The 13951-nt window shown below is 68.3% G+C and carries 17 protein-coding genes; all 17 read left to right on the plus strand.

Annotated elements, in window-relative coordinates; genetic code table 11:
* Window positions 1-49: 49 nt before the first annotated feature.
* The 17 genes from AC1DH3_RS04390 (at window position 50) to AC1DH3_RS04470 (ending at window position 13885) form a co-directional block, all read left to right on the plus strand.
* On the plus strand, window positions 50-1150 hold the full coding sequence (locus AC1DH3_RS04390) for an amidohydrolase family protein (protein ID WP_476908675.1): 1101 nt from the start codon (window positions 50-52) through the stop codon (window positions 1148-1150).
* A gap of 80 nt (window positions 1151-1230) precedes the next feature.
* A complete protein-coding gene (locus AC1DH3_RS04395; RefSeq protein WP_441417509.1) occupies window positions 1231-2106 on the plus strand; it encodes a VOC family protein in 876 nt (291 codons plus the stop codon).
* Window positions 2107-2385: 279 nt separating this feature from the next.
* Complete coding sequence (locus tag AC1DH3_RS04400) at window positions 2386-2823, plus strand: hypothetical protein (protein ID WP_175320852.1); 438 nt, start codon at window positions 2386-2388, stop codon at window positions 2821-2823.
* 220 nt (window positions 2824-3043) lie between these two features.
* Entirely contained in the window at window positions 3044-3466 is a 423-nt protein-coding gene (gene rpsP, locus AC1DH3_RS04405; RefSeq protein ID WP_138769023.1) for a 30S ribosomal protein S16, read from the plus strand.
* A 1-nt stretch (window position 3467) separates the two neighbouring features.
* Window positions 3468-3710, plus strand: coding sequence for an RNA-binding protein (locus AC1DH3_RS04410; RefSeq protein ID WP_056426755.1), 243 nt, complete (start codon window positions 3468-3470; stop codon window positions 3708-3710).
* 126 nt (window positions 3711-3836) lie between these two features.
* The gene (gene rimM / locus AC1DH3_RS04415; protein WP_476892348.1) at window positions 3837-4439 is read left to right on the plus strand and encodes a ribosome maturation factor RimM; all 603 of its coding nucleotides are present in this window, start codon (window positions 3837-3839) and stop codon (window positions 4437-4439) included.
* Between the two features lies 1 nt (window position 4440).
* On the plus strand, window positions 4441-5250 hold the full coding sequence (trmD, locus tag AC1DH3_RS04420) for a tRNA (guanosine(37)-N1)-methyltransferase TrmD (RefSeq protein ID WP_441417511.1): 810 nt from the start codon (window positions 4441-4443) through the stop codon (window positions 5248-5250).
* 261 nt (window positions 5251-5511) lie between these two features.
* Window positions 5512-5871 carry a 50S ribosomal protein L19 gene (rplS, locus tag AC1DH3_RS04425; protein ID WP_056738299.1) on the plus strand — a complete coding sequence of 120 codons (360 nt, stop codon included), beginning with the start codon at window positions 5512-5514 and terminating at the stop codon, window positions 5869-5871.
* 100 nt (window positions 5872-5971) lie between these two features.
* Window positions 5972-6649, plus strand: a complete 678-nt coding sequence (lepB, locus tag AC1DH3_RS04430) for a signal peptidase I (RefSeq protein WP_441417512.1) — start codon at window positions 5972-5974, stop codon at window positions 6647-6649.
* Complete coding sequence (gene lepB / locus AC1DH3_RS04435; protein WP_441417513.1) at window positions 6650-7618, plus strand: signal peptidase I; 969 nt, start codon at window positions 6650-6652, stop codon at window positions 7616-7618.
* 8 nt (window positions 7619-7626) lie between these two features.
* The gene (locus AC1DH3_RS04440) at window positions 7627-8298 is read left to right on the plus strand and encodes a ribonuclease HII (protein ID WP_441417514.1); all 672 of its coding nucleotides are present in this window, start codon (window positions 7627-7629) and stop codon (window positions 8296-8298) included.
* A 42-nt stretch (window positions 8299-8340) separates the two neighbouring features.
* The gene (locus tag AC1DH3_RS04445) at window positions 8341-8667 is read left to right on the plus strand and encodes a DUF2469 domain-containing protein (RefSeq protein WP_056426737.1); all 327 of its coding nucleotides are present in this window, start codon (window positions 8341-8343) and stop codon (window positions 8665-8667) included.
* Window positions 8668-8750: 83 nt separating this feature from the next.
* The gene (locus tag AC1DH3_RS04450) at window positions 8751-9107 is read left to right on the plus strand and encodes a YraN family protein (RefSeq protein WP_441417515.1); all 357 of its coding nucleotides are present in this window, start codon (window positions 8751-8753) and stop codon (window positions 9105-9107) included.
* Window positions 9108-10655: a YifB family Mg chelatase-like AAA ATPase gene (locus AC1DH3_RS04455; RefSeq protein WP_476892352.1), complete on the plus strand. Its 1548-nt coding sequence runs from the start codon at window positions 9108-9110 to the stop codon at window positions 10653-10655.
* A 78-nt stretch (window positions 10656-10733) separates the two neighbouring features.
* Window positions 10734-11921, plus strand: a complete 1188-nt coding sequence (gene dprA / locus AC1DH3_RS04460) for a DNA-processing protein DprA (RefSeq protein WP_476908676.1) — start codon at window positions 10734-10736, stop codon at window positions 11919-11921.
* Between the two features lie 158 nt (window positions 11922-12079).
* Window positions 12080-13006, plus strand: coding sequence for a tyrosine recombinase XerC (locus AC1DH3_RS04465; protein ID WP_476908677.1), 927 nt, complete (start codon window positions 12080-12082; stop codon window positions 13004-13006).
* Between the two features lie 375 nt (window positions 13007-13381).
* Window positions 13382-13885, plus strand: a complete 504-nt coding sequence (locus AC1DH3_RS04470; RefSeq protein ID WP_136322385.1) for a DUF3145 domain-containing protein — start codon at window positions 13382-13384, stop codon at window positions 13883-13885.
* Window positions 13886-13951 lie beyond the last annotated feature (66 nt).

The following is a 13951-nucleotide window of genomic DNA, read 5'->3' on the forward strand; positions in this document are numbered from 1 at the left end:
GCTGGGCGGGCTAGGCCCGCGGATCGCGATGCGGATTAGGCTTTAGGCCATGAGCGGCATCATCGAGTTCAGCGGCCCGGTCCTCACCGGAGCCGACCAAGAGCGGCGCGGGCTGTGGGCCGTGGACGGCCGCCTGACCTTCCGGCGCCCCGCGGCCGCGCCGGACCTGGTCCTGGACGGTTGGGTGATCCCCGGGCTGGTCGATGCGCACTGCCACATCGGGCTCGGACCCGGCGGGGATGTCCCCGAGGAAGTTGCCGAGCGGCAGGCCCTGACCGATCGCGACGCCGGTACCCTGCTGGTCCGCGACGCCGGCGCCGTTCATGACACCCGCTGGATCCAGCAACGGCGCGAGCTGCCACGCATCCTCCGCGCCGGGCGGCACATCGCCAGGACGCGGCGGTACCTGCGGGGCTTCGCCGTCGAGGTGGAACCCGAGGACCTCGTGGAGGCCGTACGCAAGCAGGCCCGCGCGGGGGACGGCTGGGTCAAGCTGGTGGGGGACTGGATCGACCGCGACGCCGGCGACCTCGCTGCGAGTTTCCCGGCCCGGAGCGTCAGGGACGCGGTCCGGGCCGCCCACGACGAAGGCGCCCGCGTCACGGCGCACTGCTTCGCGGAGGACACCCTCGATGACATGCTCGACGCCGGCATCGACTGCATCGAACACGGAACCGGGCTGCTTCCCCGGCACTTGCCGCGCTTCGTCGAACAGGGTGTCCCGATTGTCCCCACCCTGATCAACATCGCCACTTTCCCGGACATCGCGGCCCAGGCCAAGGCAAAGTTCCCCCGCTACGCGGCGCACATGCTGGGGCTCTGGGAACGCCGCGCCGAACGGATCCTCGAGGCGTATGAGGCCGGGGTCGCCATCTACGCCGGGACGGACGCGGGGAGTGTGATCAAGCACGGGCGCATCGTCGACGAACTTGAGGCCCTGCACGGCGCCGGGCTCCCCGCCGGCGCCGCCCTCGACGCAGGGGCCTGGGCCGCCCGCGACTGGCTCGGAGCCGACGCGATCACAGAAGGTGCCAGTGCCGACGTCCTGGTCTGCGCCGAGGATCCGCGCGGGAATCTCGGCACCCTGCGCGAGCTCAGGGGCATCGTGCTCCGCGGCGAACTGGTACAGGGGAGCATCCCCGGCCATTAGGAATAAATTGAAGCTTCAAGTAATTTAACTCTACGAGGGTCGCCGAAGGTCGGGGGCCACAGAACCACCGGAGCGTTTCAATGACCGTAGAAGCCAGCACCCAGGATCTCCTTCCTGCCGAACTCACCATGGGCACCGTGATGCTCAAGGTCGGCGACATGAAGCTGATGACGGACTACTACCAGCGCGCCCTCGGCCTCGACATCGTTGCCGAGCAGGACGGCGGGCTCTACCTCGGACGCAAGCTCAAGCCGCTGGTCCACCTGGCACCGGCACCCGGGCTGAACCTGCCCTCCCGCGGCGAAGCCGGCCTCTTCCACACCGCCCTTCTCTTTGAGGACCAGCCCTCGCTGGCCGCCACCGTCGCGTCCGCCGCGCAGTATGAGCCGCAATCCTTCACCGGCAGCGCCGACCACCTTGTCAGCGAGGCCTTCTACTTCAATGACCCGGAGGGCAACGGTATCGAGCTCTACTGGGACCGCCCCCGCGAAGCCTGGTCCTGGGACGGCAAGAACGTCGTGATGGACAGCCTGGCCCTGCCGCCGCAGCGCTACCTCGAGCAGCACCTCACCGAGGCGTCGCTCGCCGGGCAGCGCGAGGCCGACGCCGGCGTCGGGCACGTCCACCTGCAGGTCGGCGACGTCCAGTCCGCGCACGACTTCTACGTCGGCACCCTCGGCTTTGAGAAGACCGCGGGCTGGCACGGCCAGGCGCTCTTCGTCTCAGCCGGCGGCTACCACCACCACATGGCCATGAACGTCTGGAACAGCCGCGGCGCCGGCCCCCGCCGCGACACCCTCGGCCTCGGCGAAGTGCTGGTTGAAGTACCGTCCGGCGACGACGTCGGCGCCCTCGCCGACCGCCTCAAGACCGCGGGCGTCCAGTCGCACCACACCGGAGCCGAGCTGCGCTTCGAGGATCCGTGGCGCAACAGCATCCGCGTCGCCGTCCGGTGATCATCCGGACATGCCCAACCTGCAGCGCCAGGACTGGACATGTCCAACCTTCGAGGCCCGCGTTGGGCATGTCCACCTCCTGATGCTTGGGTCCGCGGACATGTCCCGCGTGCGCTTCGGGGAATGGACATAGTGGGATTATGTCCCTTGCTTGCGGCCGGGGCAGAGCATGTCCGGTCCGGGCGCGGCCGGTCCGGGCGCGGCCGGGCTGGAGCGGATAGGCTGAAAGCGACGCCAAAAACGCGGCCAGCGCCGCCAACCCTCATGAGGAGCACTTCCTTGGGATTTACTGAAATCTTCGTCGCCACCCATGACGCCGCCCTCAAGCGCGCCGCGGCCCTCGACGGCGGCGCCGCGGTCGCCCCCGGCGCGGTCCGGATTCCGGACATCAGCGACTTCGAAGTCGAACGCCTGGGTGACCTGGCCGGGACTGCCGTGCATGCCGCCGGGGCCGACTATGAGCTGGCCATGGTGGACGTGGCCAGCGACTCCCTGCTGGGCGTGCCGGCCGCCATGGTCCGCGCCCTGGCCGAGTTGCTCAGCTACGAGACCGAGGGCGAGGGTGATGTCCTAGCGGACGTCGCCGAAGGCTGGGCCGCGGAGGAGGACATGCCCTTCGGTGCCGACCAGGCCGCCCGCTATGTCCGCCAGCTCGCCGAACTCGCTGCCGGCGTCGACCCTGCCACCAAGGCCGGGCTCTACGTCTGGACCTCCTGACGCCCCAAGCTGACGGCTCGAAAAAGTGCCCGGACACGCAGCCCTAGGGTGTCAAGTCGAAATCCGCGCGGTGATCTGGCACAATGAACAGGTACTCGATCTGCGTGGCCCCTCTCTCCGCGTCCGGATCTTGTCCTTTTAGAACCCCCTAGTACGGCCCGCCCCACGGGTGCAGAACGCCGGGCTCGACCCCGTTTCAGAAACAGGAGTGACCACAAAAGTGGCCGTAAAGATTCGCCTTAAGCGCTTCGGCAAGATGCGCGCACCGTACTACCGCATCGTCGTCATGGACGCACGCTCCAAGCGTGATGGCCGTGCCATCGAAGAGATCGGCAAGTACCACCCGACCGAAGAGCCCTCGTACATCGAGGTCGACACGGACCGTGCCCAGTACTGGCTCGGCGTCGGCGCACAGCCGTCCGAGCAGGTTGCCGCGATCCTGAAGATCACCGGTGACTGGCAGAAGTTCAAGGGTCTCCCGGGCCAGGAGGGCACCTTGAAGACCAAGGCTCCCAAGGAAGCCTTCGTTACCCCGGAAAAGGGTTCCGTGATCATCCCGGAAGCTATCACCAAGAAGGCTAAGAAGGACGACGCAGCCGAGGCTCCCGCCGACGCCGAAGCAGAGACCACCGAGGCTGAGTAAATTGCTGGCAGAAGCGCTCGAACACCTGGTCCGCGGGATTGTTGACAGCCCCGAGGACGTCAAGGTCAGTGCGAAGAACAACCGCCGCGGGGACACCCTCGAGGTGCGCGTTCATCAGGACGATCTGGGACGGGTGATCGGACGCCAGGGCCGCACCGCACGCGCTTTGCGCACTGTGGTGGCGGCGCTGGCCGACGGCGAGCCGGTCAGGGTCGACGTCGTCGACACCGACCGCCGCCGGTAGCGCGACCAGCATTATTTGTCTTTAGTCCGGCCCCTTCACCAGCTTATGGTGGAGGGGCCGGACTGTTTTGCGCAGCAAATGCACCAACAAATCCCAGACTTTACGAGAACCCGAACAGAGGAACAGATGCAGCTTCAGGTGGCACGAATCGGCAAGCCCCATGGCATCCGCGGCGAAGTGACCGTCCAGGTGCTGACGGACGCCCCCGGTGACCGCTTTGTTCCCGGCACCCAGTTCGTGGTGGAACCGGCGTCGGCCGGGCCGCTGACCGTTGAGAGCGCCCGCTGGAACAAGGACATCCTGCTGCTGGCGTTCGAGGAGGTGGAGACCCGCAACGAGGCGGAAGCCCTCCGCGGAGCCAAGCTCTACGTCGAGACCGAAGAACTGGACGAGGACGACGACGAGGGCTGGTACGAGCACGAGCTGGTGGGCCTGGACGTCCGCGTCGGCGACCAGGTGGTCGGAAAGGTCTCCGGTCTGCACACCATGCCGGTCCAGGACCTGCTCGTGGTGACTGACCGGGACGGCAAGGAAATCCTGATCCCGTTCGTGGAGCAGATCGTGCCTGAGGTTAACGTCGCGGACAAGTACGTCCTCGTCACCCCGCCAGCCGGCCTTTTCGAGGTCAACACCGAGGCCGGCGGGACCCCCGACGACGGCGGCACCGAAACAGACGCCGACGCCGAGGGAGCCAGCGACGCCGAACGTGGCGCGGGGGACAACGCCTAAGATGCGGATCGACGTCGTCAGCATCTTCCCCGAATACCTGGCACCGCTGGAACTCTCGCTGATCGGAAAGGCCCGCCAGGACGGGCTGCTGGACCTCAACGTCCACGACCTCCGCGACTTCACCACGGACCGGCACCGCACCGTGGACGACACCCCGTATGGCGGCGGGGCCGGCATGGTGATGAAGCCCGAACCGTGGGCCCAGGCCCTGACCGCCATTGCCGAGGCCGGCCCGAAAGCGCCTGGGGCGGAGGCCGTCCGGAAGCCCGTACTGATCGTCCCGTCGCCGGCGGGGGAGCGCTTCAGCCAGGCGATTGCCCACGAACTCGCGGAAGAAGAGCAGCTCGTCTTTGCCTGCGGACGCTACGAGGGTATCGACGAACGGGTCCTGGAGTGGGCTGCGGAACACTTCACCGTCCGGCCCATGAGCCTCGGTGACTACGTGCTGAACGGCGGGGAGGTGGCCGTGCTGGCCATGGTCGAAGCCGTGGGGCGGCTGCTGCCCGGCGTCGTCGGAAACCCCGAATCGCTCGTGGAGGAATCCCACTCCGACGGCCTGCTCGAGTACCCCGTGTACACCAAGCCCTCCAGCTGGCGGGACCGCGAGGTTCCGCCCGTGCTGCTGAGCGGCAACCACGGCAAGATCGCGCAGTGGCGGCGTCACGAACAGTACCGGCGCACCGCCGAACGCCGGCCGGACCTGCTCGACGCGTTCGACGCCGGCAAGCTGCCGCGCGCGGACCGCACCGCGTTCGGGGAACTGGGCTACGACGTCGTGGACGGCCGGCTCCGGCGCCGCCCCGACGCCTGAGCTGAGCCGATTCGCGAAGCCCATTCGCTCCGCCAATTCACCAAAACGTGCCGGAATGTGGCAAAATTAGTCCTTGTGCCTGCTGGGTGCGAACCTGCCACAGGGGGAGCGTCACCAACAGCGCGGCACCCCGGCCCCGTCAATTCCTGACGGAGCCGGAACGACAAAACTTTCGGCGGGAATTTCCGGTGCGCACAGCACCCGGGCTTGGCCGCCGTGACCCAACGTGAATGACCTGTGGCGTTCACCAGGAGTGGATCAATGCATATCCTCGATTCCGTAGATGCAGCCTCGCTGCGCAACGATGTTCCCGAGTTCCGCGCAGGTGACACCATCAAGGTGCACGTGAACATCATCGAAGGCAAGAACTCCCGTGTCCAGGTCTTCCAGGGCTTCGTCCTGGGCCGCCAGGGCGACGGCGTCCGCGAAACCTTCACCGTCCGTAAGGTCTCCTTCGGCGTCGGCGTGGAGCGTACCTTCCCGGTACACTCCCCGATCATCGACAAGATCGAGCTCGTCTCCAAGGGTGACGTGCGCCGCGCCAAGCTTTACTACATGCGTGCACTGCGCGGTAAGGCTGCGAAGATCAAGGAAAAGCGCGACTTCCAGACCGCCAAGTAAGTCCTTCGGACTTTCCAGCGGGTCCACGGAGGGCTCCGGTGTTTGCCGGAACCGTCCCCACTGCGCCGTTCAATTAGAAAAGCGTTAGAGGACACGGATCATGGAACAGACAAGACGCCGGCCCAGGAAACTGGGCTGGCGTTTTGCGCTTCTGGGCCTGGTGCTGGCCGTGGCAATCAGCGGCCTGGTCCGGTCACTGTGGCTGGATGTCTACTTCATCCCCTCCGCGTCGATGGAGCCGCTGCTCCGCGACGGTGACAGGATCCTGGTGTCCCGCACCGACTTCGCGTTCGACCCGGTCCGCCGCGGCGACGTCGTGGTCTTCGACGGCCGCGGCTCTTTTGCCCCGCTCAGCAGCGGCAAAGGACCTGCGGCTGACGTCCTGACCGGCGCTGGCCACTGGCTGGGCCTGACCGGCAGCGACACCACCTATGTCAAGCGCGTCATCGGGCTACCTGGCGACCGCGTGGTGTGCTGCGGCGCGGACGGCCGGCTCACAGTTAACGGCCAGCAACTTGAGGAACGCTATCTGTATGAAGGCGACGCCCCGAGTAAGTTGAAGTTCGACGTGATTGTCCCGGACGGCAGGCTCTGGCTGATGGGAGACCACCGTTCGAAATCGGCCGATTCGCGCAGCCTGCTGGGCGCGCCGGGAGGCGGTATGGTCCCCCTGGAGCGCGTGATCGGCCGCCCGGTACAGATCATCTGGCCGCTTGATAGATTTGCAGCAATTCCGCGGCCCAACGAGGCCGCCACGACGATGAAGAACGGACAGTAGATGCCCGAGACCGGACCCCGGACTCCTGATCCGCGGGGGCACGACGAGCCCCGAGTGACCTCCTCGCCCATCCCCGGCGCCGAACACCCGACGACGCGGCTGCCCGCCGCGCCGAGGCCCGAACACGCGCCGGACACTCGGCCGGTGCCCGCTGAATCGGTGCACGCTGAACCGGTGCACTCGGCGCCCCCACAGCCCGCGCAGCCCGAGCGGGCCGAGGGCGCCCCATTGGCCGGTCCCTCACATGCCGGACCGTCGTCGGCGCGTGCCCGAAAGGCTAAAGCCCGCCAGGGCCGCAACCCGATGCTTCTCTGGCTTAAGGAGATCGCCACGGTGGTGGTGATCGCCGTCGTACTGTCTTTCCTGATCAAGACCTTCCTGTTCCGGGCTTTCTATATTCCGTCCGAGTCCATGATGAACACGCTGGACGTCAACGACCGGATCTTCGTCAACTTGCTGGTGCCGGAGCCGATCGCCTTGGAGCGCGGGGACGTCGTGGTGTTCCGGGACACCAAGGGATGGCTTGTCCCGAGCGCCGTGAAGCCGGCCGGTCCGTTGACCGGTGTCCAGGATGCGCTGACGTTTGTGGGCCTGCTCCCCGACAACTCCGAGCAGCACCTGGTCAAGCGCGTCATCGGCCTGCCGGGCGACCACGTCGTCTGCTGCGACGGCAGCGGCCGGCTCACCGTCAACGGGGCTCCCCTGAACGAGAAATACGTCAACAGCGCCGAGGTCCCGCAGGTGCGCGACTTCGACGTCGTCGTCCCTGCCGGCAAGGTCTGGGTCATGGGCGACAACCGGAACCACTCCGCCGACTCGCGCGCCCACATGGAAAGCAACGGCGGCTTCATCGACGTGGCCGACATCGAAGGCAAGGCGGCCGTGATCGCGTGGCCGTTGAACCGGATCACGTCGCTGGACAACTATCCGGACGTGTTCCGCGGCGTCCCGGCTCCGGTGAAGAAGTAGGGACAGCAGTGTCCGAAGCTCCAACCCTCGACTACGAGCGCCGCTTCCGTGGCTCCGGCGCGCGGCTGCTCGCCGGGATCGACGAGGTGGGACGTGGTGCCCTGGCCGGACCCGTCAGCGTCGGAATCGCCGTCGTGGACCTGCATAAGCAGAAGCTGCTCGCCGACGTGCGGGACAGTAAGCTGCTCAAGGTCGCGGACCGGGAACGGCTCGAACCGCTGGTGCGCAGCTGGAGCGTCGCCTCGGCCGTGGGGCACGCCAGCGCGGCGGAAATCGACGCGCTGGGGATCATCGGCGCGCTCCGGCTCGCCGGCAACCGTGCCTGGTTCGCGGTGCTGGCCGCCGGTGTGACACCGGACGTGGTGCTCCTGGACGGCAGCCACAACTGGCTCTCACCCGTGGCGCAGGCCTCGCTGTTCGACGAGGGCCCCGAGGAGCCGGGCTGTGACGCGCCGGTCCACACCCTGGTCAAGGCCGACATGCAGTGCCTCAGCGTGGCCGCCGCATCCGTGCTGGCCAAGGTCGAACGTGACCGGCAGATGGCTGTCCTGCACACCGAGTACCCGGCGTTCGGCTGGAACGAGAACAAGGGCTACGGCACCGCTGCGCACAAGGAGGCCCTCCGCGCCGCCGGCCCCACGCCGTACCACCGGGTGAGCTGGCAACTGCTCGGCGACTGAGCGGTGGCGCGCGCCCGGCGCCCGATGGTGCAAGATGGAACCATGAGTGCCGAGGACCTTGAAAACTATGAGACCGACATGGAGCTACAGCTCTACCGCGAATACCGCGACGTCGTCGGGCTGTTCAGCTATGTGGTCGAGACCGAACGGCGTTTCTACCTGGCCAACCACGTGGACCTGCAAGCGCGCAGCGCCGACGGCGAGGTCTACTTCGACCTGACCCTGCAGGACGCCTGGGTGTGGGATGTCTACCGCTCCGCCCGGTTCGTCAAGAGCGTCCGCGTCATCACTTTCAAAGACGTCAACGTCGAGGAACTCCCGCGCAGCGAGGAGCTCGCCCTGCCCAAGGTCGAGGGCCTGGGCAACTGATTCCTGCCTCGCGTGACCTGAAGTTACCCACATAGCCGAATTTTTGTCCGCGTGCTGGCCGCCCTGCGATCCACGCTGGAGGCATGAGAGCTAAGGACATGCTGGGCCGGCGCGGCGAGGAACTCGCCGCCGGCTTTATCGAAGCCCAGGGGATGCGGATTGTTGACCGCAACTGGCGTTGCCCCGAGGGTGAAATCGATATCGTCGCGCTCGACGGCGACGCCCTGGTCATCGCCGAGGTCAAGACCCGAAGATCCCTCGCCTACGGGCACCCGTTCGAAGCCGTGGGCGTGGACAAGCTCGCCCGGCTGCACCGGCTGGCCTCGGCCTGGTGCCGGGACCATGAGCTGCGGATGCCGCTGCGCCGCGTAGACGTCATCGCCGTGGTCGACGACGGGACCGGTTCCCCGGCCATCGAACACCTCAGAGGGGTGGGGTAGATGGCGCTGGGACGGACCTATTCGGTGGCGCTGGTCGGCCTGAACGGCTACATCGTCGAGGTCGAGGCCGACATCGGCCAGACCCTGCCCGCGTTCGTGATCCTCGGCCTGCCGGATGCCTCGCTGAATGAGGCCAAGGAACGGATTCGGTCTGCGGCGCAGAACTCCGGAATACCGCTCAGCCGCCGTAAGATCACCGCGAACCTCATTCCGGCGTCGCTGCCCAAGCGCGGCTCCGGATTCGACCTCTCCATCGCCATGGCGGTGCTGCTGGCCGCCAACGACGTGCGCTCCACCGGACGCCATGTCTTCATCGCCGAACTTGGCCTGGACGGGCGGCTGCGTCCGGTCCGCGGCATTCTGCCGGCCGTGATGGCGGCTGTTCAGGCGGGGTATCCCGACGTTGTGGTGGCCCAAGCCAACGCCGCCGAAGCAGAACTGGTGCCCGGCGCCAGGGTCCGCGGCTACCGTACCCTGGCCAGGCTGGCGTTCGATTTCGGCGCGGACCCGCAGGACCTTGCCCTGGACTTCGAGCCGGACACCGCGGATGCCGACGACGTCGACGGGACGGCCCCGGCCGGCCTGGCGCCGGATATGTGCGACGTCTCCGGCCAGTCTGACGGTCGCCGGGCCCTGGAAGTGGCCGCCGCCGGAGCCCATCACGTGCTGTTCACCGGCCCGCCCGGGGCAGGCAAGACCATGCTGGCAGAGCGCCTGCCCGGGTTGCTCCCTGATCTCGGTGACCGGGAAGCCATGGAGGTGACGGCCATTCATTCCCTCAGTTCGCTCACCTCGGCTTCCGTCACGCTGCTGCGGCGGCCGCCCTACGAGAATCCGCACCACACCGCCACCGCGGCTGCCATTATCGGCGGAGGATCCGGATTGCCTCGGCCCGGCGCGGCGTCGAGGGCTCACCGTGGCGTGTTGTTTCTCGATGAAGCCCCCGAATACGAGCGCCGGGTCCTCGACGCACTCCGGCAGCCACTCGAAAGCGGCGAACTGGTCATCCACCGCTCGGCGGGCACCGCTGCCTACCCGGCCCGGTTCCAGCTGGTCCTCGCCGCCAACCCCTGTCCCTGCGGCAAAGCCTCCGGAAAGGGCGTGGACTGCACCTGCACCCCGATGATGCGGCGCCGTTATCTCGCTCGGATGTCGGGGCCGCTGCTGGACCGGGTCGACATCCAGCTGGAGGTCGAGCGCGTCGCACTCGCAGACTTCGGCCAGCCCCGGGCCGAAGAGGCCACGGCCGACATCGCCGCCAGGGTGCGCGCCGCCCGGGAGCGCCAGCTGGACCGGCTCCGGCCGCTCGGACTGGAAACGAACTCGCAGGTTCCCGGACGGGTGCTCCGCGGCCCCCTGCGGCTCTCGGGACCGACAACGCGGATCCTCGACCATGCGCTGGAACGCGGCGCCCTGACGGCCCGCGGCTATGACCGGGTGCTGCGTCTGGCGTGGACCCTTGCGGATCTCTCCGGCCGCGACGGGCCGGACGCGGATGACATCGGTCAAGCGCTGAATCTTCGGCAATCCGCATCGGCTGCCGCGTGACGGCGCCGAGCTGTCCCATCCCGCCACGCCCCGCTATCAGCATCTCAGCAGCACCGGAAGAGGAGAGAGAGCAGCACCATGACACAGAACGAAAGGACCGCCCGGGCGGCGCTGTCCAGGCTTCTGGAACCCCAGGACGCCGCCGGCCTGGCGCTCGTCCGGGTTGCCGGGGCGGAGGATGCGCTGCGGATCGCCACCGGGCAACTGCCGGCTGGCCCGAGGCTGGAGCAGGAACTGTCCCAGGTGCTGGAGCAGAACGGCGCCGGCGGCGGCTGGACCGGCCTGGGCATGGCACTGAAGCGCTGGGCACCACGGGTACCCGACCTGGCGCCGGAGCGCGACCTGGCGACCATGCAACGCCTCGGCGGCCGCCTGATTATCCCGGCGGACAACTCGTGGCCCGGCCAGCTCGCGGACCTGGGGCTGCAGGAGCCGCTCTGCCTCTGGTGGCGGGGCGTGGAACAGGAGTTGCCGCGAGTTCACAAAGCCATTGCGCTGGTGGGCTCCCGCGACAGCACAGCCTACGGCTCTGCAGTAACGGGTGACCTCGCTTATGGGCTGGCCCAGCGGGGCTTCACGATCATCTCCGGCGGAGCCTACGGGATTGACGCCCACGCCCATCGGGCCGCCCTGGCCGGGGCCGCCGCGGGCCTGCCAACTATCGCCGTCATGGCAGGGGGAGTGGACCGGTTCTACCCCGCGGGCAATGAGGATCTGCTCCGTGCGGTGGCCAACCAGGGCGCCGTGCTGGCCGAGGTCCCGCCGGGTTCTGCCCCCACACGGTACCGCTTCCTGCAACGCAACAGGCTCATCGCCGCGCTGGCCGCCGTCACGGTGGTGGTCGAAGCCCGGTGGAGATCCGGGGCGCTCAACACCGCCCACCATGCCGAGACCCTGGGCAGGGCGGTCGGCGCGGTGCCGGGCTCGGTGCACAGTGCCAACTCGGCCGGCTGCCACCGGTTGCTGCGCGAAGGCGGCGCAGTGTGCGTCACGGACGCGGCCGAGATCGCGGAACTGGCCTCGCCGAGCGGCGAGGCGCTGCCGGAGGTCAAGGCGGGCCGGGCCGAGGCCCACGACGGGCTGACCCTTGAGGACCTCATTCTCCTGGACGCCCTTCCGCTGCGGATCACCAGCACGGTTGAGAAGCTTTCCGTGGTCGCCGGGCTGAGCCCGGAATCGGTCAGGGCTGGTCTTGGGCGGCTCGGACTGCTGGGCCTGGCCGAATCCCACCGGGGCGGCTGGAAGCGCTCCGCCAAGGCGGGCTGACGCGATGTACCAGCTCGGTGGCGCATCACCGCCCGGGGGCAAAACGCCATGCCGCCCCGCGCCGCGACTTCCAGCATGGTGCGGAGCAAGCACGCGGGCGTTGGCGGCGCGCCGCCGGGCTGCGCTGGCGCCGGCCAAGTTGCTGGGAGAGTGGGAGGGTGTCAACACAGCAACTTCCCCCAGCGCTCGCTGCGGCCGCCCACGGCTTCGGCCGGTATCTGGAGGCTGAGCGGGGCCGCTCCGCCCACACCGTCCGCGCCTACCTTTCCGACGTCGGAAGCCTGTTGGCGCATGCGGTCTCGGAGGGCGCGGAGGATCTGGCACACCTGGAACTCGGCACACTGCGGCGCTGGCTTGGCACCCAGAGCGAAGCCGGGATGTCACGGGCCACGCTGGCCCGGCGCGCGGCCACCGCGCGGGCCTTCACCGCGTGGGCCGTCCGCGAGGAGCTCATCGCCGCCGACCCCGCCCTGCGGCTGAAGGCCCCGAAACGGGAGAAGTCCCTGCCCGGCGTGCTGCAGCAGGGGCAGGTGCAGCGGCTGGTGGCCGGAGCCGAGTCGGCCGCCGCGGAAGGGGAGCCGCTGGCCCTGCGCAACCGCGCCATGCTGGAGCTGCTCTACGCCACGGGCGTCCGCGTCGGCGAGCTGGCCGGCCTGGACATCGACGATCTCGACCCGGACCGCCGGACCCTGCGGGTGCTCGGCAAGGGCAACAAGGAGCGGACGGTTCCCTACGGCCTCCCGGCCGCGGTCGCCGTCGACGACTGGCTGCGCCGTGGACGCCCGGCCCTGGCGGCGGACGGCTCCGGCCCGGCGCTCTTCCTCGGGGCGCGCGGAAAGCGGGTGGACCAGCGGCAGGTCCGCAGCGTCGTCAAGGGGCTGCTGGACGGGCTGGGGGACACCTCGGCCACGGGTCCGCACGCACTGCGGCACTCGGCGGCAACCCACCTGCTCGACGGCGGGGCGGACCTCCGCGCGGTGCAGGAAATCCTGGGGCACAGCAGCCTGGCAACCACCCAGATCTACACCCACGTCTCCGTGGACCGGCTCCGGAGAAGCTACCAGCAGGCGCATCCGCGGGCTTGACCGGCCGCCGTCCGGCACGGCGCCGCGACCTGGGCCATCAGGGCTCCCGGGGCCCCCTCCGGGGCGTGTCAACGGCACCTGTGGACCATTAGCAAAGCCGGAACGACTCGCCGGGAGCGACGCGCCGAATTGCACTGGCGTAATTAGGCGGGGTACGGCACAATGAGACTCACGCCCGGCAACTTTCAAGTGGTGCTTGAACCGCTTAAGCATCGATTTACCACCTGAGATCCGGACATATTTTTTGCGTATTGTTGTTTCGAAGAAACTGAATAGTCTGGCAGGGGCGAGAGCCCCGCACGCGGATCCACGCAGCAGACAGGCATCCAGGCAGAGGTCGTTGGGGAAGACGTACCTATAGCTATGGAGGATGGAATGTCTGTTGCACTAACCCGCGGTGTCCTGTTCGTACACTCGGCCCCGACCGCCCTGTGCCCCCACGTTGAGTGGGCCATTGGGTCTGTCGTGGACAAGCGCACGGACCTTGAGTGGACTGCCCAGCCCGCTGCGCCCGGAATGTTCCGGGCCGAGCTGTCGTGGACCGGAACACCGGGCACGGGGGCTCAGTTGGCGTCTGCGCTGCGCGGCTGGGCTCACCTGCGCTACGAGGTCACCGAGGAACCCAGCCAGGGCGTCGACGGGGGACGCTGGTCGCACACCCCGGAACTCGGCATCTTCCACGCCGTCACGGACGTGCACGGCAACATCATGGTCTCCGAGGACCGCATCCGCTACGCCTACGAATCCGGCGCCGGCGACCCTTCCGCGGTCTACCATGAGCTCTCGCTGGCCCTCGGCGAGGCCTGGGACGAGGAACTCGAACCCTTCCGGCACGCCGCCGAAGGCGCCCCCGTACGCTGGCTCCACCAGGTCGGCTAGCCACTCTGGGGCTCTTCCCACGACCCTGGACGTACCGCACCACACTCCATAGCAACGCCAAATGAC

Source organism: Arthrobacter sp. 05L428 (assembly GCF_056397665.1).

Bases quoted from the DNA above. Each gene is read 5' to 3' on its own strand.
- AC1DH3_RS04455 (WP_476892352.1), top strand. From the start codon at position 9,108: ATGGCGCTGGGACGGACCTATTCGGTGGCGCTGGTCGGCCTGAACGGC.
- AC1DH3_RS04390 (WP_476908675.1), top strand. From the start codon at position 50: ATGAGCGGCATCATCGAGTTCAGCGGCCCGGTCCTCACCGGAGCCGAC.
- AC1DH3_RS04470 (WP_136322385.1), top strand. From the start codon at position 13,382: ATGTCTGTTGCACTAACCCGCGGTGTCCTGTTCGTACACTCGGCCCCG.
- AC1DH3_RS04395 (WP_441417509.1), top strand. From the start codon at position 1,231: ATGACCGTAGAAGCCAGCACCCAGGATCTCCTTCCTGCCGAACTCACC.
- AC1DH3_RS04450 (WP_441417515.1), top strand. From the start codon at position 8,751: ATGAGAGCTAAGGACATGCTGGGCCGGCGCGGCGAGGAACTCGCCGCC.
- AC1DH3_RS04445 (WP_056426737.1), top strand. From the start codon at position 8,341: ATGAGTGCCGAGGACCTTGAAAACTATGAGACCGACATGGAGCTACAG.
- rimM (WP_476892348.1), top strand. From the start codon at position 3,837: ATGCAGCTTCAGGTGGCACGAATCGGCAAGCCCCATGGCATCCGCGGC.
- trmD (WP_441417511.1), top strand. From the start codon at position 4,441: ATGCGGATCGACGTCGTCAGCATCTTCCCCGAATACCTGGCACCGCTG.
- lepB (WP_441417513.1), top strand. From the start codon at position 6,650: ATGCCCGAGACCGGACCCCGGACTCCTGATCCGCGGGGGCACGACGAG.
- rplS (WP_056738299.1), top strand. From the start codon at position 5,512: ATGCATATCCTCGATTCCGTAGATGCAGCCTCGCTGCGCAACGATGTT.
- lepB (WP_441417512.1), top strand. From the start codon at position 5,972: ATGGAACAGACAAGACGCCGGCCCAGGAAACTGGGCTGGCGTTTTGCG.
- dprA (WP_476908676.1), top strand. From the start codon at position 10,734: ATGACACAGAACGAAAGGACCGCCCGGGCGGCGCTGTCCAGGCTTCTG.